The organism is Cupriavidus sp. 01T418 (assembly GCF_056398885.1).
Genome location: NZ_JBFTQG010000007.1, coordinates 73,962 through 95,263 on the forward strand (window position 1 = coordinate 73,962; position 21,302 = coordinate 95,263).

Here is a 21,302-nt window from a genome sequence, read left to right on the forward strand (position 1 = left end):
CAGCGAGGAGAGAGTCAAGGTCACCTCGATAGCATGTGGCTGGCAAGATCGGGCAGACGGCATCAGGTTGACCGTTGGCGTCGTAGGGGTCATACCGTAACCTACTACCGTCTACTACCGTCGTTGCGCAATTATTCGGTATCCACCTCTGGCCACAGCTTCGGAAAGAGGAATCTCAGACTCTTCAATGGCAGGGAAAAATTGAGTGCGTCGCGGTGTGATTCTGACTGCAGAATTCCGAAGTCAAGAAGGCTGCGAGTGATGCGCCGAACCGTCGTGTCGCCCTCACCGAGAATCTGACCGAACTCTGCTCGAGATAGGGGGCGCATCATCGCAACCGATTCCAGGGCCAAGATAGTCTTCTCGGGCTTGATGACCGATTTTTCCGAACCTATTTGCCAAGGATTCGCGTCAAGGTAAGTCAGCAAGTCTCGAAGTCGTGCGCGCAAGCCATCGAACTCCATCATCTTCAGCATGAAATCCACCTGGTCCAGGCAGCATTCGAGGAAGTAGTGCACGAACTTGACCAACTCCTCCTGCGACAGGTTTCCTCGCCCGTCCAGATCATTGCGTCTTTGCTGGTCTGCGCAGGCCAGTCGCAAGTAGTACTCCTGATGCGTCCGGGCGAATCCACGTAGCACCGACCAAAGCCCATCCGTCAGCCCCGAGGCGTGAAGAGTGAGATGCGAGTGGAGGCGGCAGGCTCGGCCATTGCCGTCAATGAAGGGGTGAATCCAAGCCAGGCGATGATGGGAGCAAGCGGCAGCAATCAACTGGTGTTCGAACCCCCTGACGCGCGAGTAGCGAGTACTCCATTCTTCCAGTAACCGAGGTATGAGCGCGACTGGCGGAGCATCGTGCTTGCCCACGCTCACGACCTTCTCCCGAAATTCACCAGGATGAATCGGCTCTCCCTGCTCCGTGAATCGAAACTGAGGAGGCATGCCCTCGAAGAACAGCTGATGGATGCGCTGCACCTTACCTGGGGCGAACATCTGGGCGGTATCTTCTCCTTGCCACTCCACCTCCAAGGTCTCTTCGGTTCGGATGTGCGCAATCGCCACGAGCTGCTTCTTGTACTCCTCCCGGTCCTCCGAGTAGTGCTTCTTCAGCGCTTGCTCGATGCTTTTCGGCGTCGTGTGCTGGCCTTCAATCTTGTTCGAGTAGTACGAATTCATGTTTCGCAACAACGGTGCCAGCGCTGTAGCGACGGGTCCATGGCCGTTCGTGAGCAGTGTTCTTGCCTTCTTAGCTAGTTCGGTAGCCTGTTCAAGTGGCGCATGGAGCGCCCTCTCTTCGAGATAAAGCGGTTGAATTGTCGTTACGTCGGCCATGAATTATGTGCGGTATTGCGATACCTTTGACTTGGCAGGGGCCGTGCCGTGCCGGTGACTACCGGCCGGGAGTTTTTGGTAGGGCTGTAGGGCTATTTGGAAAGTCCATAGCTGGGTACGATGGATGGTTCTTTGGATGGCTCAAATTCCCCTCAGATGCCCAACAAGTATAGCGTAGCGGCGAATCCATGGAGTGTTGGATGGAGGATTCCTTGGAGAACTCTTTGGAGGGTGTGTTGGAGCGTTCGAAGAGGTGCTCCTGGCGCACACCCGCCCGTCTCCAGGTATCTAGCCCCACACCCCCTGAGTTTCTGACTATCAATTTCCCGACTCAATCCAAACAATTCATCGACCGACCGGTCGGTTTATAAATATACTGCGTCATCGCCTCCCAGGAAATCTCCATGTACACCCAATCTCTCGATATCCCAGGCAACGCGCAACCGAACGATCCGGCACTGGCGGATGCCTCGCCGCAGCAAGGGCGTTTCGATGCCCTGATGGCGGCCGACGGCAAGATCGAAGCACAGGACTGGATGCCCGATGCCTACCGCAAGACGCTGATCCGGCAGATTTCCCAACACGCGCATTCGGAAATCATCGGCATGCAGCCCGAAGGCAACTGGATCAGCCGGGCCCCGAGCCTGAAGCGCAAGGCGATCCTGCTGGCCAAGGTGCAGGACGAGGGTGGGCATGGTCTCTACCTGTACAGCGCCGCCGAAACGATGGGCGTCTCGCGCGACCAGCTGGTCGATGCCCTGCACGCCGGCAAGGCCAAGTATTCGAGCATCTTCAACTACCCGACGCCGACCTGGGCGGATGTGGGCGTGATCGGCTGGCTGGTGGATGGCGCGGCGATCATGAACCAGATCCCGCTGTGCCGTTGCACGTACGGCCCGTATGCGCGCGCCATGATCCGCATCTGCAAGGAGGAGTCGTTCCACCAGCGCCAGGGCTTCGACGCGCTGCTGTCGATGATGAAGGGCACGCAAGCCCAGAAGGACATGGTGCAGCAGGCGGTGGATCGCTGGTGGTGGCCGGTGCTGATGATGTTCGGCCCGAGCGACAAGGATTCCATCCACAGCGGCCAGTCGTTCCAGTGGGGCATCAAGCGGATCTCGAACGACGACCTGCGCCAGAAGTTTGTCGATGCGACAGTCGAGCAGGCCAGGATACTCGGCGTGACGCTGCCCGACCCGGACCTGAAGTGGAACGAGGCACGCCGGGCGCACGACTATGGCGCGATCGATTGGGAAGCATTCTGGCGCGTCGTCAACGGCGACGGGCCTTGCAACAAGGAGCGCCTCGCCACCCGGGTGAAGGCGCACAACGATGGCGCGTGGGTGCGCGAAGCCGCGCTGGCCTACGCCGGGAAACAAGCCGCGCGGGCGCACAAGCAAGCCGCTTGAACAGGAGATGACGATGAACAAGGAATGGCCAATCTGGGAAGTGTTCGTGCGCAGCAAGCAGGGCCTGGACCACAAGCACTGCGGCAGCCTGCACGCGTCCGACGCAAGCACGGCGCTGCGCATGGCGCGCGACGTCTATACGCGCCGGCAGGAAGGCGTGAGTATCTGGGTGGTGCCATCGGCGGCGATCACGGCGTCCGATCCCGCCGACAAGGAGTCGTTCTTCGAGCCGGCCGGCGACAAGATCTACCGGCATCCGACCTTCTTCGTGCTGCCCGCCGAAGTCGACCACATGTAAGACGAGACGCCATGATGAACACGCCACAACATTTGTCATACGTGCTGCGCCTGGCCGATAACGCGCTGATCCTCGGCCAGCGCAATAGCGAGTGGTGCAGCCATGGCCCGGCGCTGGAGGAAGATATCGCGCTGGCGAATATCAGCCTCGATCTGATCGGCCAGGCACGGCTGCTGTACTCGCACGCGGCTACGCTCGACGAAGCGCTGAGCGGCGCGAAGAAGACCGAAGACAGCTACGCCTACTTCCGAAGCGAGCGTGAGTTCGCCAACTACACGATGGTGGAGTTGCCGCATTTCGGGCCGCTTGCCGGCACCGTGCGTACCGAGCGCGACTATGCCGTCACGATAGTGCGCAACTTCCTGTACTCCGCGCTGATGGCCCATCTGTGGACGGCGTTGCAATCGTCCAGCGATGCGCAACTGGCGGCGATCGCCGCGAAATCGCTGAAGGAGACGCGCTATCACCTCACCCACGCGAGCGAGTGGCTGATCCGCTTCGGCGACGGCACGGCGGAGTCGCACCGGCGCGCGCAGGCAGCGCTGGACTACCTGATGCCGTACACGCGTGAGTTCTTCGCAACCGATGCGGTGGAGATCGCGATGGCCGAGGCCGGTGTCGGCCCCCTGGTGGCGGGCCTCGAACCCGCATGGCAGGCAGGCGTTGCGCAAGTCCTTGCCGAGGCGACCCTCGAGATGCCGTCCCCGGTAAAACACATCACGACCGGCAAGCACGGCGAGCATTCCGAACACATGGGATTCCTGCTTGCCGAAATGCAGTCACTGGCACGCCAGCATCCTGGCGCTACCTGGTAGATCGCGATGAACGCCGCCACATTGATGCATGCCGACGCCACGCTGGAACACGCCTGGGCCGTCCTTGAAGCAGTCCCGGATCCGGAAATCCCGGTGGTGTCGATTCGCGAACTGGGCATCCTGCGGGACGTGCGCCACGGCGCGGACGATGCGATCGAGGTCGTCATCACGCCTACCTATTCGGGATGCCCGGCGATGTCGCAGATTGCCGAGGATATCGAGCAGGCGCTGGACGCCGCCGGGATCGTCCCCCATCGCGTCGTCACCGTGCTTGCCCCCGCGTGGAGCACCGACTGGATGACGGGCGAAGCGCGCGACAAGCTGCGCCGCTACGGCATCGCTCCACCTGCCGGCAACTGCGGCAGCGGCCACACCGCGCAAGAGCAGACCATCCGCTTCGTGCCGCGCGTGGCCGCGCAGGACAAGCCGGCCTGCCCGCGCTGCGGCTCCGTGCACACCGAACGCCTGGCCCAGTTCGGCTCGACGGCCTGCAAGGCACTGTATCGCTGCATCGATTGCCGCGAGCCGTTCGACTACTTCAAACCGTACTGACCTGGACCGACACCATGGCGACTCCACATTTCCACCCGTTGCGTATCCGCGAGGTACGGCCCGAAACCGCCGATGCCGTGACCGTCTCCTTCGAGGTGCCCGAGAACCTGCGCGACGCATACCGCTTCACGCAAGGGCAATTTGTCACGCTAAAGGCGCACCTCGACGGCGAGGAGACCCGCCGCTCGTACTCGATCTGCGTGGGCGTCACCGACTACGATCGCGATGGCGAATTGCGCGTCGGCATCAAGCGCGTGCGCGGCGGCCGTTTTTCGAACTTTGCGTTCGATACGCTGCAGCCCGGCCACGAGATCGAGGTGATGACCCCCGATGGCCGCTTCTTCACGCACTTGAACGCCGATCTGTCGCGGTCCTACGTGGCATTCTCCGGCGGCTCCGGCATCACGCCCGTGCTTGCCATCATCAAGACCACGCTGGAGACGGAGCCGACCAGCCGCTTTTCGCTGGTGTACGGCAACCGCAGCGTCGACGCGATCATGTTCGCCGAGGAACTGGAGGACCTGAAGAACCGCTATATGAGCCGGTTCTCGCTGTACCACGTGTTGTCCGACGATTTGCAGGAAGTCGAGTTGTTCAACGGCGTGCTGGACCAGGAGAAATGCCGGGCATTCCTGGAAACGCTGACGCCGGCCAATGAAATCGATGAAGCCTTCATCTGCGGCCCCGGTCCGATGATGGACGCCGCCGAAGCCGCGCTCAAGGCAGCCGGCGTGGCACCCGAGAAGGTGCACGTGGAGCGCTTCGGCACCCCGCTGCCGCAAGCCGGCGTGCCGCCCATCGAGATCACGGACGACACCCCGGCCGCGGATCTGGAACTGATCATCGACGGCAAGAAGCGCAAGCTGCGGCTGCCGTATGTGGGCGTCAGCGTGCTCGATGTCGGCCTGAAGGCGGGTCTTGCCCTGCCCTATGCCTGCAAGGGCGGCGTGTGCTGCACGTGCCGGGCGAAGGTCCTCGAAGGCGAAGTGAAGATGGAAAAGAACTACACGCTCGAACAACACGAGATCGACGATGGCTTCGTCCTTACCTGCCAATGCCATCCGGTGTCGGATCGGGTTGTCGTGAGCTACGACGAACGGTAAAGAACGGTAACGGTAATCGAAGTCCTGCAACCTCCAAGAAATACGGCCCCCGCAATGCATCATTCCCTGTTCACCAAACACGAAAGTACCCTCGAACGCGCCCTGGAAGCCATCAGGACACGCGGCTACTGGAGCCCCTTCAACGAGATGCCCAGTCCGCGCGCCTACGGTGAAACCGCCGCCGCCGATGGCGAGGCAGCATTCAAGGCGCAGCTCGGACAACCCTTTTCACTCGATCAACCCGGCAGCAACGGCCACGTCGGCGAAGAGCGTTCGCCCTTCGGCCAAGCCTTGCGTATCGGCTATCCCAAGGCGGAACCGGACGCGCTGCTCGCCGCGGCCCGGACGGCGCAGGCACAGTACCGCAAGGCGGGCCCCAAGGCCTGGGCCGGCGTGAGTCTGGAGATCCTGGCGCGGCTGAACCAGGCCAGCTTCGAGATTGCGCACAGCGTGATGCACACCACCGGGCAAGCCTTCATGATGGCATTCCAGGCCGGCGGCCCGCACGCGCAGGATCGCGCGCTGGAGGCAATCGCCTATGCATGGGACGCGATGCGCATTATTCCGGAGACGGCCTACTGGGAAAAGCCGCAAGGCAAGAATCCGCCGCTCGCCATGGAAAAGCGCTTTACCATCGTGCCGCGCGGCATCGGCCTGGTGATCGGCTGCTGCACGTTCCCCACCTGGAACAGCTATCCCGGCCTGTTCGCCGATCTGGCAACCGGCAATGCCGTCATCGTCAAGCCGCATCCGGCCGCGATCCTGCCGCTTGCCATCACCGTGCGCATTGCGCGGCAAGTGCTGGCGGAGGCTGGCTTCGACCCCAACGTGGTGACCTTGCTGGCGACCGCCCCCAACGACGGCGCGCTGGTGCAGTCGCTGGCCACACGCGACGAGATCCGGCTGATCGATTTCACCGGCAGCACCGCCAACGGCGACTGGCTCGAGACACATGCGCCGCAGGCCCAGGTCTATACGGAAAAGGCCGGCGTCAACCAGATCGTGATCGATTCGGCGGATGCGCTCAAGGCGGTGTCCCGCAATATCGCGTTTTCTCTTGCGTTGTACTCCGGGCAGATGTGCACGGCGCCGCAGAATATCTATGTGCCGCGTGATGGCATCAAGACCGCCGAAGGCACCATGTCGTTTGAAGAGGTCGCCCGGTCCATCGCCGGTGCCGTCCAGAAGCTGACCGCCGATGCGGCCAAGGCTGTCGAACTCACCGGCGCGATCCAGAACCGGGGCGTGCTGGACCGGATCGATCAGGTGGCCCGGCTCGGCAAGCCGCTGCTGGCCAGCCAGCGCCTCGCGCATCCCGAATTCCCCGACGCCACGATCGCCACGCCGGTCCTGCTGCAGCTCGACGCCAACCACGATGAAGCCACCTTTACGCAGGAGTGGTTCGGCCCGATCGCGTTCGTGATCGCCACCGACTCCAGCGCGCATTCGCTGGCACTTGCGGCGCGCATCGCCCGCACGCGCGGCGCCCTGACGTTGTCGGTCTACAGCACGGATGAGGCGGTGCTCGATGCCGCCGAAGAGGCAGCCGTGAGCGGCGGCGTGGCGTTGTCCGTCAATTTGACGGGCGGCGTCTTCGTCAATCAGTCCGCGGCGTTCTCCGACTTCCACGCCACCGGCGCAAACCCCGCGGCCAATGCGAGTCTCGCCGACACCGCCTTTGTCGCCAACCGCTTCCGCGTCGTGCAGAGCCGGCGCCATGTTGCGCAGCGCGAGCCTGCATAAGGGCCGCGCCGTCTAGCCGGCGTGCCCGCCTGGCCGTTCGCCGCGCATGCGTCGAACGGCCGGGCCGGCGATCTGTCGAGTGGCGTCCCCATCCCCGCCACCGTTCCATCCTATTTTTTCGCGACACCATCAGGAGACAACCGTGGTCCAGCCAATTCCCCAACCGGGCGAGCTCGAGCCCATCGAACGCGCCAGCCGGGACGAACTCCAGGCGCTGCAGCTCCAACGGCTCAAATGGTCGCTGCGGCATGCGTATGACAACGTGCCGCACTACCGCAGCGCGTTCGACGCCGCCGGCGTGCATCCCGACGATTTGCGCCAGTTGTCCGACCTGGCGAAATTCCCCACCACCTCGAAAAAGGACCTGCGCGACAACTACCCGTTCGGGCTGTTTGCCGTCCCCAGGGACGAGGTCGTGCGCGTGCATGCATCGAGCGGCACCACCGGCAAGCCGACCGTGGTGGGCTACACCGCGCGGGATATCGACACCTGGGCCAACGTCACGGCCCGCTCCATCCGCGCGGCGGGCGGCCGCCGCGGCGACACGCTGCACAACGCATTTGGCTACGGGCTGTTCACCGGCGGCCTGGGCATCCACTACGGCGCGGAGCGGCTCGGCTGCATGGTCGTGCCGATGTCCGGCGGCCAGACCGAGAAGCAGGTCCAGCTGATCCGCGATTTCGAGCCATCGATCATCCTCGTCACGCCCTCGTACATGCTTAACCTGCTCGACGAAATGGCACGACAAGGCCTGGATCCGGCGGCGTCATCGCTCAAGATCGGCATCTTCGGCGCGGAGCCGTGGACGCAGGGCATGCGCAGCGAGATCGAGACACGCGCTGGCATCCAGGCCATCGATATCTACGGGCTCTCGGAAATCATGGGCCCCGGCGTCGCCTGCGAATGCATCGAAAGCAAGGATGGCCCGGTCATCTGGGAAGATCACTTCTATCCCGAAATCATCGACCCCATCACCGGCGAGGTGCTGCCCGACGGCAGCCAGGGCGAACTGGTATTCACCTCGCTGTCGAAAGAGGCCATGCCGATGATCCGCTACCGCACGCGCGACCTGACCACGCTGCTGCCGCCGACATCGCGCTCGATGCGCAGGCTGGCGAAGATCACCGGGCGTTCGGACGACATGCTGATCATCCGCGGCGTCAATGTGTTCCCGAGCCAGATCGAGGAACTGATCCTCGGCATCGCCCGCCTGAGCGGCAACTACCAGTTGTGCATCACCCGCGACGGGCATATGGACGCGCTATCCGTCTCGGTGGAGGCGCGCGCCGGGGTCTGCGAGGCGCTCACCGATAGCGACCGGGCGCAACTCGGGCGCGAGCTGCAGCACCGGGTGAAGACCATGGTGGGCGTTTCCACGGCGGTGCGTGTGCTGAACGCCGGCGAGATCAAGACCACCGCCACCGGCAAGGCCCAGCGCGTGCTTGACCTGCGCCACGCCGGCGCCTGAGTCCGGGCAAGGGTGCCGTCCGTGACGATGGCACGCAAGCGAGATGCGCATGCGTGGCTGGACTCAACGCGACTGCAGCTTGCGGTATGCGTTGAAATGCCGGATGGCACGCAAATCGTTGCCCAGCGTCTCATACAGCCGTGCAGCATTGAAGTGGGCATCCGCGAACTCCGGCGCCAGCTCGATACAGTGCGCGTAACTGGCCAGCGCCTCGGCCTGCAGCCCGTCGTCCTCCAGCGCGATGGCCAGGTTGAAGTGCATCAGCGGTTCGTCCGGCAGATGCGCAAGGCCGCAGCGGTAGAGCGCGACCGCCTCCCCGAAGTGGCCGGCATCGCATAGCATGCAGCCCAGGTTGAGATAGGGTTCGAGATAGCCGCCGTCGATGGACAGCGCGCGACGGTAGGCCTGCTCCGCTTCATCGGGCGCATCGGCTTCCCGTTCGCAACCGGTCCGGAACCAGAGGCTCGCTTCAGCGGAGCGGGGGCGATGAATGGAATGGACGGCGGCAGCGCCGGCCTCGTCCGGCTCGAAGTCCATCAGTAGCTGGCCCGATTCCGCCTGCCACTGATGGACGGCGTCGCGGGTCGCCACTTCGTTGCCGATCGCGCGAACGCGTACGCCGGTCAGCGGCGCTTCCTGCCCCCTGGATGCCTTCAGTCTCGAGAGCGCGCGGGAGATGCGCCGGCTCGGGATATGCGCCTCGTGCAACGAGTTGGCGGTCCGCAGCATCACCATATCCTGGAAGGTGAAGAGGTATTCACGGCGCGTGCCCCTGCTTGGCGTCACCACGCCATCCGCGATCAGCCTGGCGGCAACCGAGCGCGGGATACCGAGCAGGTCCCGGACCTCGCGCAGCGTGTATAGCGTCATGTGGCAGTCACTTCTTGCCGCTCGCGCGGCGCGCGGGGGCTGGCGCAGCCGCCGGCGCGCGCCGCGCGGCCTTGCGCTCCTTCGGTGCGTCCGGCGCCGGGGCCGCCGAGGCGGTTTTGGCGGCTGCGCGTTTGCGCTGCTGCACGCTGGCGCGCAACGCTTCCATCAGGTCGATGACTTCCGCGCCCTGGCTTGCCTCGCGCTGTTCCGTCACGGTAATTTTCTTGCCGGCGATCTTCTTGTCGATGGCCGCGAGTACCCGCGCCTTCTCCTCGTCGGCATAGGCGGCGGGATCGTAGCTGTCCACCGAATTCTGCTCGATCAACTGCTGCGCCAGCGCCAGTTCCGCGGGCTGCACGTCCGCCTTCTCCACATGCAGGTCGGCCATCGGGCGCACTTCGTCGGCATAGAGCAACTGCTGCAGGATCAGGCCATCGTCCCCGGGCCGTACCTGGACCATGTACTGCTTGCCTTTCCAGACCCACTGGGCCAGTGCGCAGGTGCCGGTGCGGCGCATCGCTTCGGTCAGCAAGGCGTACGGTTTCGCGCCGCGCTTGTCCGGTCCCAGGTAATAGGTGTTGTCGAAGTAGATCGGATCGATCGCGCCCGCCGGCACGAACGATACGATATCGATCGTATGGCGGGCTTCGTGCTCCAGCGCGTCCAGTTCTTCGGGCTCGAAGACCACATAGTGATCTTTCTCGAACTCATAACCCTTGACCATCTCGGAGCGCTCCACGACCACGTCCTCGCGCAGGCACACGTACTGCTGCTTCAGGCGGGAGCCGCAGCCCTTGTGCAGCAGGTTGAAGCTCACCCCGGATTTGCTCTCCGTCGCGGCGTACACCTTGACCGGTATCGAGACCAGTCCGAAGCTGAGGGAAAGGGAAGCGATGGAACGCGCGGCCATGACGATCACCCTGCGAGGACGGGAGTGGGATCTTTGCCATATAGCTTAGACCGTGCCGGGCAAAGCGGCGTCCGACCCGGTCGCGGGCAGGGGCGGAGCCGCCGCTTTTCTTGTGTCGCCTCGATTTTGTGGCGTGCAAGGACTGCGGGATGCATGTGTCAAATTCCCGGTTTACCGCCCGGACGCATGGAACTGTGGTCCGCGGAATCGCGCTTGCCTAGGCCGCCAATGCCGACCTAAGCTGCATGTGAAGGATCTCATGCGCGGGTTCGCGCACAAACCATTGCAACGTACACTTTCACATTGCGTGGGAGTGATGCCAGAGTGACACTGAATTGAACAATCGGCGGCCTAGCCAGTCCGCGCCATGAAGCCCATCGCCTATCCCTATCGACCGGAACAGGAACGGGGAACGCTGAAATGTTTCCTGCTGGCTCTGTTTATGCACGTGCTGCTGGGCATGCTGCTCTACTACGGCGTGCACTGGCAAAGCCGGACCCCGGCCGGTGTCGAAGCCGAACTGTGGGACAGCATTCCCAACATTGCGCAGCCGCAGCCGGTGGTCCAGCCGAAGCCCGAGCCTGTGGTCAAGCCGGAGCCGGAGGAGAATGCAGACATCGCCTTGCAAGCGCAGAAGCGCCGCCAGGCAGCAGCAGCCGCCGCCGCGGCGGCCGCAGCTGCCGAAGCAGCCCGGCAGGCCGAGCAGCGCGAGCGCCAGGCCGCCTTGAAGCAGCAGCGCCAGCACGAACTGGCTCGCCTGCAGGCAATGGCCAACAGCGCGCCCACCACCGGCGGCGTGGGCAGCAAGGCGGGCACCGGGGCCGGCGCGGGCGGCGGTGCGTCGCCGGGATATGCGGACAAGGTGCGGCGCCGCGTCAAGCCGAACATCATCTTCACGGAGGAAATAGCCGGCAACCCGGCCGCGGTGGTTGCGGTGCACCTGGCGCCAGACGGCTCGCTGCTGTCGGCACGGCTGAGCAAGTCCAGCGGCAATGCCGGCTGGGACAACGCCGTGCTGCGCGCGGTGGAGCGATCCGATCCGCTGCCGCGCGATGACAACGGCGTGGCGCCCGCCAACGTGAACATCACCTTCATGCCCAGGGAATAGGCGGCGCGAGCCGGAGCCAACGAGGCCCAACAAAAACCCGGCTCCGGATCGGGCGATCTACCCGTTACACAAAGGTGTTGGTAAGCCGGCCTTGAGTGCCTAGAATCCCCTGTGAGCATTGCCTTGCGGGGGATTTTCATTTACCCGGGAATTTTTCGTGAGAAGGCAATGCGGAACCGCAAATGCTGGAGGAGAGAAAAATGATCGTGCGTAAATTACCCGCAGTTGGCTTGACCGTTGTGATGGCGCTCGTCTTTACGGGTGCGAGCGCTCAGCAGCCACAAGGAGCCGACTCAAGCCAGATTCCGGCCGCGCCGGCGACCACCGCAGAAGCCAAGGCCATCATTGCCGAGCATTTCAAGGCGGCCGACGTCAACCATGACGGCAAGTTAACCCGCGAAGAAGCCAAGGCGGGTATGCCGCAGGTTTACAAGCACTTTAGTCAGATCGATGCCAGGAAGCGGGGTTACGTAACAGAACGTCAGATCGGTGCGTACTGGGAGATGAAGACCAAGGAACAGATGCAGAAGGAAGATCCCATTTGGAACTGAGCCCTCTCTGCCATCGCGCCCGAACTCGCCCAGGATTCGGATTGGCGCGTTCTACGCTCCAGTCTTCGGACGGGTCCGGGCGCTGAGGGCCGGCATGCTGGTGACGCTAACCGCACTATCCATCGACACCTTTGTGTAACGGGTAGATACCGCGATCCTGAGGGGGTTTGCTGTTGGCAAGCCGGCTCGGACTAACGAGGCCCCGGCATCACCCGGCCGCTCAGAACGACGGCACCATCGCGCCCTTGAACTCGTTCTTCATGAACTGCTTCACTTCTTCCGACTGATAGGCGGCCACCAGCTTCTTCACCCACGGCTTGTCCTTGTCCTGGGTGCGCACCGCGATGATGTTGGCATACGGGCTGTGGATGTCTTCCAGCGCAATCGCGTTGCGGGTCGGCTGCAGGCCGGCGGCCAGCGCGTAATTGGTGTTGATCACCGCCGCGGCCACATCGGGCAGCGCGCGCGCCAGTTGCGCGGCGTCGAGTTCGACGATCTTCAGCTTCTTCGGGTTGTCGCTGACGTCCAGCGGCGTCGCGTTCACGCCGTTGGTGCCCGCCCCGCTCTTGAGCTTGATCACGCCTTGCGCGGCCAGCAGCAACAGTGCGCGGTTCTCGTTGGAGGGATCGTTGGGTACGGCCACCTTCCCGCCTTGCGGCAGGTCCTTGGGCGACTTCAGCTTCTGCGAATAGATACCCAGCGGAGAGATGTAGGTGTAGCCCACGCTGACCATCTTGTAGCCGCGCTGCTTGATCTGGCTGTCGAGGTAGGGCTGGTGCTGGAAGCTGTTGGCGTCCAGGTCGCCGGCGTCGAGCGCGGCGTTGGGCTGCACGTAGTCGTTGAACTCGACGACCTTGATATTCAGCCCGTCGCGCCTGGCGACTTTCTGGACCACCTGCCAGACCTGCGCATCCGGGCCGCTGACAGTGCCGACGCGCACGGTCTGTTCCTGCGCCAGCGCGGCGCCCGAGGCTACGATGCCGAGCGCGGTAATTGCGATCGACAGGGTTTTTTGGATCGAGGGATAAACCATGGTGCTGCTATTCCTTTCTGCTTTCTACGTTCTGCTTTCTACCAGGCAAGATGCCGGGGTGAGAGTGTAAACGGTTGCCCGCTGCCCGCTGCCCGCTGCCCGCTGCCCGCTGCCCGCTCAATGCCCGCTCAATCTCCGCCCATCGGCTGCGTCTTCACTTCCGGGGCATTCTGCCAGCCACCGCCAAGCGCGAGGAACAGGTTGATCTGGTCCAGCGCAACCTGGCTTTCCGACGCGGCCAGCGAGGCCTCGGTACTGGCCAGCGTACGGTCGGCATCGAGACTGTTCAGGTATGGCGAGCGGCCTAGCTGGTAGAGCTGCCGGTTCTGCCGCGCCACCTCGCTGGCCTTGTCGCGGGCATCGCGCAGGGCCTCGGTGCGCTCCAGCTCACGCGTATAGCTGCTCAGCGCGGCCTGCGTTTCGCGCAGCGCATTGAGCACCACGCCGTCGAAGCGCGCCAGCGCTGCCTCGGCGCCGGCTTCCGTGCCGTGGATGCGCGCGCGCGTACCGCTGGTGGGGATGTTCCAGGTGATCAGCGGGCCAAAGCCCCAATGCGCGGTCGGCGCCTGGCCGAGGTGGTCCAGGATGCCGGTAAAGCCGGCGGAGGCGCCGATGCGGATGGAAGGATAGAGATCCGCCGTGGCCACGCCGATCGTTGCGGTGGCCGAGGCGAGTTCGCGCTCGGCCTGGCGCACGTCCGGCCGCCGCTTGAGCAGCGCGGCGCCGTCGCCCACGGGCAAGGCCTGGGTCAGCTTGGGTTCTTCGCGGCAGGCATATTCCGTCAGCGATGCTGCGGTGGGCGGCTTGCCCAGCATCACCGCCAGGCGATACGCCGCGCCTTCCCGTTCGGCCTTGAAGCGCGGCAACGCGGCGCGCAGCGTGTCGGCCTGCGCCTGGGAACGCAACAGGTCGATCGGCTGGCCGCGCCCCGCGTCGACCAACTTGCGCGCCAGCTCGACACCGCGTTGCTGCAGGGCGAGCTGATGCTCGGCCACATCCAGTTCATGCGTGGCGGCGCAACCCTGCACATAGGCCCGCACGGTCTCGGCGGCCACGCCGACACGCGCCTGGTCGAGCGCGGCCTGGCTGGCTTGCGCGCCGGCCAGCGCGGCTTCGTCCGCGCGCGCGAGCTTGCCGAAGAAGTCGATCAGGTAGGAAACATTGAGGCCGACATCGCCAAAGTTCATCACCGGGATCTTCTCTTCCTTGAGCAGCGGTTCGCCGGCAATCTGCCCGCGCTGCGCACCGGCCAGGATACTGGCCCCGGGCAGGTTCTCCGCTTCCACCTCGTGGTAGACCGCGATAGCGCGCTTGAGATTGGCGGCGGCAACGCGCAGGTTCGTGTTGGCACCCAACGCCTCCTGCACCAGTTGATTCAGCTTGGGATCGTCGTAGAGACGCCACCAGCCATCCGGCACAGCCGCGATCGACACCGCGGGGTTGTCCGTGCCAAGCAAGGGACCATTGGCGGTGGCCGACTTGACGGCCGCATTTTCCGGCACGTGATAGTCGGGGCCAACCGTGGTGCAGGCGAACAGCAACGGCACCAGGGCCGGCAGCAAGGCAAGGCGCAGGGCATTCACTGCATGGCTCCGTGGGTTGCGGCCCCCTGGCCGGTTGCCGCGAGCTTGTCCTTGCCCGGCTCCCGCACCGAGACGGTGGCGGTGCGGCCGGCCACCAGCCGCAGGTCGGCGGGCGGATCGTCCAGCGCGATGCGCACCGGGATGCGTTGCGCGAGTCGGACCCAGTTGAAGGTCGGGTTCACGTTTGGCAGCAGGTTGGAGCCGTTGGTACGGTCCCGGTCCTCGATGCCGGCGGCGATGCTCTGCACGTGGCCATGCAGCACCATGGATTCGCCCATGACGCGGATCTCAACCGGATTGCCGATATGGATGCCGTGCAGCTTGGTTTCCTCGAAATAGCCTTCCACGTGGAAGGAACTTGCATCCACCATCGAGAGCACCGGGCGGCCCGTGTTGACATAGTCGCCCAGGCGCGGCAGCCGGTCGTTCAGGTAGCCGTCCACCGGGCTGAGCACGCTGGTGCGCTCCAGGTTGAGCCTGGCGAGGTCGACCGCCGCCTGCGCCTGCGCCAGCGCGGCTTCGCCTTGCTGGACCTTGGCCAGGCCTTCTTCCACCACTTCCTTGGAGACCACATCGGACAGCGTCTGGCTGCGCCGGGCTTCGCGGCGGGCCTGGGCGAGCGTCGCGCTTTGCGCGGCCACCGTGGCCTGCGCCTGCTGGAGCGCCAGCGCGAAGCGGTCGCGGTCGATCTCGAACAGCGGTTGCCCGCGCTGCACGCGCTGGTTGTCCTTGACCAGGACCTTGGTCACCAGACCGGACACATCAGGCGCGATCTGCATCACGTCGGCGCGTATATGGCCGTCGCGCGTCCATGGTGCGATCGTGTAGTAATCCCACAGGTGCTTGACGACGACGACCGCGACCGCGGTGACGACAAGGGTAAGGACGATGGGGCCAAGCGTACGTAGAYTGAGTTTCATGACTGCAGCCGATAGGCAAGGTAGACGGTGCCACCCAGGACGATCCCGTATAAAGCCAGATTGAACAGCGACCGGTGCCAGACCAGCCGGTAAAAACCTGCACGCGCCAGCACGGCGCGCGCGCAAGCGGTAATCAGGAAAGCCACCAGCATCCACGCCAGCAGGCTCGGGACAAACACACCATAGACGTCGATTTCACCGCGCATTGCTATTGCTCGCTTCCATGCTCTCTTATTTCTCGATACCGGCCGGGCTTGCGGCCTGGACGGCAGCCGGGTTCATCGCCAGGGGCGCTGCGGCAAACAGGGCAACGTGCATTTCTACCAGCGCGGCAAACGCTTCGCGCGAGGCCTGGTCGGCCTGCGAGGCCACCTTGCGGATGGCCTTGCTCATCCGCTCGCGCAGCACCTGCGGCGGCGCATCGGCCCTGGCATCCAGGCGTGCCTGGTAGTAGCTGGCAACGCCCTGCAGCACACGGTGCACCGAGCGCTGGTGCTCCGGCGCCAGCGCGGGCAGCTCCCGCTGCAGCGCCAGCGTGCTGAGCTCGACGCGCACCTCGGTGAAGCCGTCGCTGGCGTTTTCATCCTCGCTGGCGGCCAGCCGCGGCACGATCTGCGCCAGCCGGTCCAGCATGCGGGCACGCAGGTGGGCGTGCTCGCTGGGTTCGCGGCCGGTGGCGTTGCGGGCGATATCGCCCCAACTCGCGCGCACCAGCCGGCGCACCGCGGCCTTGGTGCCGAAGGGGCGTGCCACCAGCGTCCACACCAGCGCGAACAGGATGCCCGCGATGCCGGCCACGTTGCCATTGAAGAAGGCATGGAAGTCGGCGTTGTATGCGCCCTGCAGGCCGATGTCGTTGGCCGTGATCACTGCCAGCGGCATGGCGATCAGGGCGAGCCGCGGCTGCGCCATCATCAGGCCGATGATCAGGTAAGGCACGGCGAACATCATCACCAGCATCTCGAAGTCATGCGCGTTGGGCAGGACCGCAAACAGGTAGACCGTCGCCAGCACCAGGCAGACCACGTTCCATCTGAAGAAGGAGCGGATCATCGGCGCCGGCTCATCCATCGCGGCAAAGAAGCAGCAGGATATTGCGCCCAGCGCGACCGCGCTGGCACCGTCCGCCCAGCCCGTCCAGATCCAGGCCATGCCCATGCAGAAGATGGCCAGGGCCGTGGTGGCGGTGGAGAACAGCAGCATGCCGTGATCGTAGTGCCGTGCGGCACCCACGCCCCAGCGCCGGAATACCGGCGTCCAGGCGTCCTCCGGGGCGGCCTCGCCGATGCGGCGCTGCAGCGATACGCAGTCCTGCCACAACGCCAGCAGCTCGCGCAAACGGCCCTGCGCGGTGGCGGCCAGCGCGCAGGGCCAGTCCGGGCCGACACTGCCGGAATCGAGTCCGGCGTCGTTGACTGGCGCGTCGGGCGAACCCTGCAACGCTGGCAGGGGCGCTTGCGCGCCCTCGCGGATCCACGCCGAGACCAGCGCCATGTTCTCCGACAAACGGCGGGGCACGCCGGCTGCGTGCTGGTGCAGCGCATCCACCAGGGAAGCCAGTGACGACAGCACGGGCAGCAGCATGGTCATGCGGCCACGCAGCTCCTGCGCGTGCCGCACACGCACGGCGCTTTCGGCGTCGTAGGAAAGCTGGCTGATCAGTTGATCGAGCGCGAGGATGTCGGCGGCAAGGCGGTGGCGGCTGTGATGGCGCGAGACGTTCGCGGCAGGTTGCGCGCAGAGCATATCGGTCGCCCACAACGCGGCGTCGGCCAGCCACTGGCCGGATTTCCCGCCCAGCACGGTAGCCACCCTGGCGGGGAAGATCGTGGCGCCGACGATGCTCGCGCACACGATGCCGAGGCAGATTTCCTCGGCCCGCGCCACCGCGATATCGAACACACTGGCGGGATCGCTCACCGCGGGCAACGCCACCAGCGGCAGCGTGTAGGCCGCCAGCATGAACACATAGCTGCGCGGCGTGCGGTGCAGCAGCGCGATATAGAGCAGCACCCCGGTCCACAACGCTACCGCGGCCATCAACAAGGCCGGCGCGTTCACCAGCGGCGGCACCATGGCAATGGATGCGGCCGCGCCCAGCAGCGTGCCCAGCACGCGGTACAGCGCCTTGGAACGGGTCGCGCCGGTGAGCGGATGCGCCACGATATACACCGAAGCCATGGCCCAGTAGGGACGCGGCAGGCCGAGGTACAGCGCGATAAACAGCGCCAGCATGGCCGCTGCAAAGGCTTTGAAGGAAAAGATCCAGTCTCGTCCGGTTGGCCAGCTCGACATGTTCTTACGATCCGGAGGCGGTGCCGGGCGTGGACTCGGCTGCGCGTGCGAGGGCATCGAGCACGCGCATCGCGCCCTCGAAATCCCGCTCGCTGATATCTGCGAAGACCGTGGCGCGGACCTGCTTGAGTTCGATCTCGAGTTTTTCGGCCAGCGCATCGCCGGCGTCGGTCAGCCACAATGCATTGGCCCGGCGATCGTTCGCATCGACCTCCCGGCGCACCAGGCCGGCGGCGCAAAGCTGGTCGAGCAAGCGCACCAGCGAGGCGCCTTCGAGCCCGACATAGTCGGCCAGCCTGACCTGGCGCACGCCGCCGCCAAGCCGGCGGATAAACAACAACGGCCCGGCGGCCGCGGCGGAAATGCCGTAGGCGGTGATGGCGCCCTGGGAGATGTGGCGCCATTGACGGCCGGCCAGCATGATCTGGCCGGTAAAGGCGAATTGGAGGGCGTCGATCTGAGGCATGGATGGAATGATAGCAGCCATATAGTTAGGATGCAAATTATCACCATGCATAGCAATAGACTATTGCGTCATGTGAAACATGCGGCACGACCGAAAGAAGCACCGCAAGCGCACCGCCGGTTGCGCACTGGTTATCATGCTCCGGTCACCACCGCCGCTTGCCGCCTCCTATGCGAAACCGAATCAACGAAGAAATCACCTTCCGCAAGCTCGAAGTCCTGCTCGCCTACATGGAGACGGGCAACCTCGCCAAGGCCGCCGAGGCGCTGGACGTGAGCACCGTCAGCGTGCATCGCGCGCTGCACTCGCTGGAAGAAGGCATGCGCTGCGCCCTGTTCCGCCACGAGGGACGCAACCTGCTGCCGACCGAGGCCGCGCACGTGCTGGCGGATGTCGCCACCGATGTACTCAAGGCCATGACCGACGGCATCCGCGCCACGCGCGAGGCTGCCGGGTACTCGGCGGATCACATGAAGATCGGCTCGCTCTATTCGCTGACCATCCGCACCGTGCCGGAAGTGGTGATCGGCATCAAGGTCAGGCGGCCGGAACTGCAGGCGGAACTGGTGCTGGGCTCCAACGCGGACCTGCTCTTCAAGCTCAAGCAAGGTGGCATCGACGCGGCGCTGATGGCCATGCCGGCACCGGATCCGGACATCGAGTCCATTCCCCTGTTCGAAGACGAGATCTACTTTGCCGCGCCGGCGGATTCGCCCTATGCGAAGCAGTCATCCATCGACCTGCGGCAATGCCGGGACGAACCCTTCGTCACCCTCAGCGAAGGCTTCATCACCTATCAAGGCTTTGTGGATGCCTTCCGCATTGCCGACTTCACGCCCAACGTGGTGATGAAGGTTGGCGACATCTTCTCGCTGATGAACCTGGTCAGCGGTGGCGTGGGCTACGCCCTGCTGCCGGGGCGCGTGCGCGATGTGTTCGCGCACAAGGTGACGCTTATTCCACTATCCTCGCAATACCGGCTGCGCCAGACCATCGGCCTGAGTTTTCTGCGGCGGCGCGAGCGGGATCCGAACCTGCTGGCGCTGGCGGCGGTTTGCAGGCTGGCGATGCGCTCGCCGCAGCCGGACTAACCCACCACCGCCTTGGTCGCCAGAAACAATAACGACGGCCCCAGCAAGCACCCCAACCCCGTGTGGAATGTAGCCACGAGCGCGCCATAAGGCACCAGCCTGCGATCCGTTGCCGCCAGTCCCGCCGAGACACCGCTGACAGTACCCGCCAGCCCGCCGAACACCATCGCGGCACGCGGGTTGTTCAGCCCCAGGAAGCCCGCGGCCATCGGCGTACCCACCATCACGATGATGGCCTTGATCAGCCCGGTGGCGATGCTCAGCGCGACCACGTCGGAACTGGCACCCAGCGCGGCGCCGGTGACCGGCCCCACGATATAGGTCACCGCGCCGGCGCCGATGGTGGTCATGCTGACCGCGTCGGTGTAGCCGAACGCACGCGCCACCGCGGCGCCGACGATAAACGGCAGGATGGTGCCGAGCAACAGCGAGATGGCGCCCACCATGCCGGCCTTGCGCGCCTCGGTCACCTGGACTTCGAAGGCGGTGGCGACGATGGCGAAATCGCGCAGCATGGCACCGCCCATCAGGCCGATGCCGGAGAACAGCGAGAGGTCGGCCAGGCCCTTCTCCTTGCCGGTGACGAGGCCGCCGTAGTAGGCCAGCAGCAGGCCGATGACGATGGCGATGGCGGACGCATGCACGCGGCCGAAGGTCAGCCAGCGCGACAGCCGCGAGGACAGCCACATGATGATGCCGACCGCGGCGAAGGCGGTGACCAGGCCGTTCTGCAGCAGGACGTTCTGGAAGATGTGCGAAATGGATTGCATGGCGGCGCCCTTAGTGCGAAGCGTGGCTGGGGGTGGCTTCGTGAGACGGCAGTGGCGGCAAGGGCGCGTGGTCGCCGGTGCGGCTGAGCAGCGCGATGCAGCAGGCCGATACCAGCACCGCGCCGACCGCCGCGATCAGCGCCACCGGGCCGCCGCGCAGCGCCGCGACCACATTCTGCTGGGCCGCCATCGCCACCACCACGGGGATATACATCGCCCCCCAGAAGCCCACGCCCGCCTCACTCTCCTTGGGCAGGAGGCCGCGCCCGTGCAGGTAGAGCCGTATCGTGATCAGCAGCAGCATGGCGATACCGACGCCGCCGACATTGGCCTTGACGCCGATCGCGATACCCAGCAGTTCGCCGAGGAACAGGCCGACGAGATGGCAGAGCGCCAGCAACGCGGTTCCGTAGATGATCATGGTGTTGTCTCCTGGTGGTCCTGATGGTCCCGATGGCCTGTCGGCGTGCTTCCCGCGCAGGCTGGTTCGGTTTGTTTGTTGGCCCGCGCTCTGGCCGGCGGGTCCACCGGGGCCGGAAGCGGGCTTGCGCACGCAGATCGGTCCGGTATGGACGCAATCTAGGTGAACCTGTGCACCGCATCAATCAACCCGCCGGCGGAATCGTTAGCCTGGGATTAACGGCGTGCGGCGGATACCGGGTAGCGTTGTGACCGGGCAGTCCCTTGCCGGCGGTGCTGGCGGTGTATGGTGCGCGAGAGCTTTTAGCGGCTTTGCCAAGGGATCCAAGCGTTTTAGCGCTGCGCTGGATTATCGCGCTGAGGGGGCGGAAGGCGCTTGCTCGGGAGGTACGCGACGCGATGGCGCTGCATTTCGAAGGGGAGTCTGGGTGACTATACCGGCTTTTGTACTTCACTTCCCTCGACCGCGTGGTGAGCCTCGGCTTTGGCCGACGGTCCGCCGTTGGCCGACACGGCGGCGGACGGGCTCTTCCCGGCCATGAGCCGCCGGTCACGAGCGAGTC

21 protein-coding genes are annotated in these 21,302 nt (G+C 64.8%); 10 read left to right on the top strand and 11 right to left on the bottom strand.

Going from position 1 to position 21,302, the window contains the following annotated elements; genetic code table 11:
- Positions 1-131: 131 nt before the first annotated feature.
- Positions 132-1,334: a Fic family protein gene (locus AC1DQ3_RS10350; RefSeq protein WP_477120098.1), complete on the bottom strand. Its 1,203-nt coding sequence runs from the start codon at positions 1,332-1,334 to the stop codon at positions 132-134.
- A 404-nt stretch (positions 1,335-1,738) separates the two neighbouring features.
- On the opposite strand from AC1DQ3_RS10350, the gene paaA reads away from it, so the two are divergent.
- The 7 genes from paaA to paaK all read left to right on the top strand — a co-directional run bounded on the left by paaA (position 1,739) and on the right by paaK (position 8,722).
- Positions 1,739-2,743, top strand: a complete 1,005-nt coding sequence (gene paaA, locus AC1DQ3_RS10355) for a 1,2-phenylacetyl-CoA epoxidase subunit PaaA (protein ID WP_477120099.1) — start codon at positions 1,739-1,741, stop codon at positions 2,741-2,743.
- A 13-nt stretch (positions 2,744-2,756) separates the two neighbouring features.
- On the top strand, positions 2,757-3,041 hold the full coding sequence (gene paaB / locus AC1DQ3_RS10360; protein WP_477120100.1) for a 1,2-phenylacetyl-CoA epoxidase subunit PaaB: 285 nt from the start codon (positions 2,757-2,759) through the stop codon (positions 3,039-3,041).
- Positions 3,042-3,052: 11 nt separating this feature from the next.
- Positions 3,053-3,856 carry a 1,2-phenylacetyl-CoA epoxidase subunit PaaC gene (gene paaC, locus AC1DQ3_RS10365; protein ID WP_477120101.1) on the top strand — a complete coding sequence of 268 codons (804 nt, stop codon included), beginning with the start codon at positions 3,053-3,055 and terminating at the stop codon, positions 3,854-3,856.
- A gap of 6 nt (positions 3,857-3,862) precedes the next feature.
- Positions 3,863-4,408 (top strand): 1,2-phenylacetyl-CoA epoxidase subunit PaaD, encoded by a 546-nt coding sequence (gene paaD / locus AC1DQ3_RS10370; protein ID WP_477120102.1) that lies wholly within the window; start codon positions 3,863-3,865, stop codon positions 4,406-4,408.
- A gap of 14 nt (positions 4,409-4,422) precedes the next feature.
- Positions 4,423-5,511 carry a 1,2-phenylacetyl-CoA epoxidase subunit PaaE gene (gene paaE, locus AC1DQ3_RS10375; RefSeq protein ID WP_477120103.1) on the top strand — a complete coding sequence of 363 codons (1,089 nt, stop codon included), beginning with the start codon at positions 4,423-4,425 and terminating at the stop codon, positions 5,509-5,511.
- A 54-nt stretch (positions 5,512-5,565) separates the two neighbouring features.
- Positions 5,566-7,254 (top strand): phenylacetic acid degradation protein PaaN, encoded by a 1,689-nt coding sequence (paaN, locus tag AC1DQ3_RS10380; RefSeq protein ID WP_477120104.1) that lies wholly within the window; start codon positions 5,566-5,568, stop codon positions 7,252-7,254.
- A gap of 142 nt (positions 7,255-7,396) precedes the next feature.
- Entirely contained in the window at positions 7,397-8,722 is a 1,326-nt protein-coding gene (gene paaK, locus AC1DQ3_RS10385; protein WP_477120105.1) for a phenylacetate--CoA ligase PaaK, read from the top strand.
- Positions 8,723-8,785: 63 nt separating this feature from the next.
- Here the strand turns inward: paaK and AC1DQ3_RS10390 are convergent, their stop codons facing one another.
- Positions 8,786-9,592, bottom strand: a complete 807-nt coding sequence (locus tag AC1DQ3_RS10390; RefSeq protein ID WP_477120106.1) for a tetratricopeptide repeat protein — start codon at positions 9,590-9,592, stop codon at positions 8,786-8,788.
- Between the two features lie 7 nt (positions 9,593-9,599).
- Positions 9,600-10,502: a non-homologous end joining protein Ku gene (ku, locus tag AC1DQ3_RS10395; RefSeq protein ID WP_477120107.1), complete on the bottom strand. Its 903-nt coding sequence runs from the start codon at positions 10,500-10,502 to the stop codon at positions 9,600-9,602.
- Between the two features lie 367 nt (positions 10,503-10,869).
- Between ku and tolA the strand changes: the two genes are divergently transcribed.
- Positions 10,870-11,610: a cell envelope integrity protein TolA gene (gene tolA / locus AC1DQ3_RS10400; RefSeq protein WP_477120108.1), complete on the top strand. Its 741-nt coding sequence runs from the start codon at positions 10,870-10,872 to the stop codon at positions 11,608-11,610.
- 200 nt (positions 11,611-11,810) lie between these two features.
- Complete coding sequence (locus AC1DQ3_RS10405; protein WP_477120109.1) at positions 11,811-12,161, top strand: EF-hand domain-containing protein; 351 nt, start codon at positions 11,811-11,813, stop codon at positions 12,159-12,161.
- 220 nt (positions 12,162-12,381) lie between these two features.
- Here AC1DQ3_RS10405 and AC1DQ3_RS10410 read toward each other — a convergent pair whose 3' ends face one another.
- The 6 genes from AC1DQ3_RS10410 to AC1DQ3_RS10435 form a co-directional block, all read right to left on the bottom strand.
- Positions 12,382-13,194 (bottom strand): MetQ/NlpA family ABC transporter substrate-binding protein, encoded by an 813-nt coding sequence (locus AC1DQ3_RS10410; RefSeq protein WP_477120110.1) that lies wholly within the window; start codon positions 13,192-13,194, stop codon positions 12,382-12,384.
- 128 nt (positions 13,195-13,322) lie between these two features.
- Complete coding sequence (locus AC1DQ3_RS10415) at positions 13,323-14,777, bottom strand: efflux transporter outer membrane subunit (RefSeq protein ID WP_477120111.1); 1,455 nt, start codon at positions 14,775-14,777, stop codon at positions 13,323-13,325.
- On the bottom strand, positions 14,774-15,697 hold the full coding sequence (locus AC1DQ3_RS10420; RefSeq protein WP_477120112.1) for an efflux RND transporter periplasmic adaptor subunit: 924 nt from the start codon (positions 15,695-15,697) through the stop codon (positions 14,774-14,776). Before AC1DQ3_RS10420 ends, AC1DQ3_RS10415 begins: the two co-directional genes overlap by 4 nt.
- Entirely contained in the window at positions 15,694-15,903 is a 210-nt protein-coding gene (locus tag AC1DQ3_RS10425) for a DUF1656 domain-containing protein (protein ID WP_477120113.1), read from the bottom strand. Before AC1DQ3_RS10425 ends, AC1DQ3_RS10420 begins: the two co-directional genes overlap by 4 nt.
- Before the next feature lie 25 nt (positions 15,904-15,928).
- On the bottom strand, positions 15,929-17,992 hold the full coding sequence (locus AC1DQ3_RS10430) for an FUSC family protein (RefSeq protein ID WP_477120114.1): 2,064 nt from the start codon (positions 17,990-17,992) through the stop codon (positions 15,929-15,931).
- Between the two features lie 4 nt (positions 17,993-17,996).
- A complete protein-coding gene (locus AC1DQ3_RS10435; RefSeq protein WP_477120115.1) occupies positions 17,997-18,458 on the bottom strand; it encodes a MarR family winged helix-turn-helix transcriptional regulator in 462 nt (153 codons plus the stop codon).
- 170 nt (positions 18,459-18,628) lie between these two features.
- On the opposite strand from AC1DQ3_RS10435, the gene AC1DQ3_RS10440 reads away from it, so the two are divergent.
- Positions 18,629-19,549, top strand: a complete 921-nt coding sequence (locus AC1DQ3_RS10440) for a LysR family transcriptional regulator (protein ID WP_477120116.1) — start codon at positions 18,629-18,631, stop codon at positions 19,547-19,549.
- Here AC1DQ3_RS10440 and madM read toward each other — a convergent pair.
- Together madM and madL are read right to left on the bottom strand one after the other, a co-directional pair.
- Positions 19,546-20,319 carry a malonate transporter subunit MadM gene (madM, locus tag AC1DQ3_RS10445; RefSeq protein ID WP_477120117.1) on the bottom strand — a complete coding sequence of 258 codons (774 nt, stop codon included), beginning with the start codon at positions 20,317-20,319 and terminating at the stop codon, positions 19,546-19,548. The genes AC1DQ3_RS10440 and madM overlap by 4 nt on opposite strands.
- A gap of 10 nt (positions 20,320-20,329) precedes the next feature.
- Positions 20,330-20,740 (bottom strand): malonate transporter subunit MadL, encoded by a 411-nt coding sequence (gene madL, locus AC1DQ3_RS10450; protein WP_477120118.1) that lies wholly within the window; start codon positions 20,738-20,740, stop codon positions 20,330-20,332.
- Between the last annotated feature and the right edge of the window lie 562 nt (positions 20,741-21,302).

Bases quoted from the DNA above. Each gene is read 5' to 3' on its own strand.
- AC1DQ3_RS10410 (WP_477120110.1), bottom strand. From the start codon at position 13,194: ATGGTTTATCCCTCGATCCAAAAAACCCTGTCGATCGCAATTACCGCG.
- paaA (WP_477120099.1), top strand. From the start codon at position 1,739: ATGTACACCCAATCTCTCGATATCCCAGGCAACGCGCAACCGAACGAT.
- paaN (WP_477120104.1), top strand. From the start codon at position 5,566: ATGCATCATTCCCTGTTCACCAAACACGAAAGTACCCTCGAACGCGCC.
- AC1DQ3_RS10430 (WP_477120114.1), bottom strand. From the start codon at position 17,992: ATGTCGAGCTGGCCAACCGGACGAGACTGGATCTTTTCCTTCAAAGCC.
- AC1DQ3_RS10405 (WP_477120109.1), top strand. From the start codon at position 11,811: ATGATCGTGCGTAAATTACCCGCAGTTGGCTTGACCGTTGTGATGGCG.
- AC1DQ3_RS10350 (WP_477120098.1), bottom strand. From the start codon at position 1,334: ATGGCCGACGTAACGACAATTCAACCGCTTTATCTCGAAGAGAGGGCG.
- paaB (WP_477120100.1), top strand. From the start codon at position 2,757: ATGAACAAGGAATGGCCAATCTGGGAAGTGTTCGTGCGCAGCAAGCAG.
- ku (WP_477120107.1), bottom strand. From the start codon at position 10,502: ATGGCCGCGCGTTCCATCGCTTCCCTTTCCCTCAGCTTCGGACTGGTC.
- madM (WP_477120117.1), bottom strand. From the start codon at position 20,319: ATGCAATCCATTTCGCACATCTTCCAGAACGTCCTGCTGCAGAACGGC.
- tolA (WP_477120108.1), top strand. From the start codon at position 10,870: ATGAAGCCCATCGCCTATCCCTATCGACCGGAACAGGAACGGGGAACG.
- AC1DQ3_RS10440 (WP_477120116.1), top strand. From the start codon at position 18,629: ATGCGAAACCGAATCAACGAAGAAATCACCTTCCGCAAGCTCGAAGTC.
- paaE (WP_477120103.1), top strand. From the start codon at position 4,423: ATGGCGACTCCACATTTCCACCCGTTGCGTATCCGCGAGGTACGGCCC.
- AC1DQ3_RS10425 (WP_477120113.1), bottom strand. From the start codon at position 15,903: ATGCGCGGTGAAATCGACGTCTATGGTGTGTTTGTCCCGAGCCTGCTG.
- AC1DQ3_RS10435 (WP_477120115.1), bottom strand. From the start codon at position 18,458: ATGCCTCAGATCGACGCCCTCCAATTCGCCTTTACCGGCCAGATCATG.
- paaD (WP_477120102.1), top strand. From the start codon at position 3,863: ATGAACGCCGCCACATTGATGCATGCCGACGCCACGCTGGAACACGCC.
- madL (WP_477120118.1), bottom strand. From the start codon at position 20,740: ATGATCATCTACGGAACCGCGTTGCTGGCGCTCTGCCATCTCGTCGGC.
- AC1DQ3_RS10390 (WP_477120106.1), bottom strand. From the start codon at position 9,592: ATGACGCTATACACGCTGCGCGAGGTCCGGGACCTGCTCGGTATCCCG.
- paaC (WP_477120101.1), top strand. From the start codon at position 3,053: ATGATGAACACGCCACAACATTTGTCATACGTGCTGCGCCTGGCCGAT.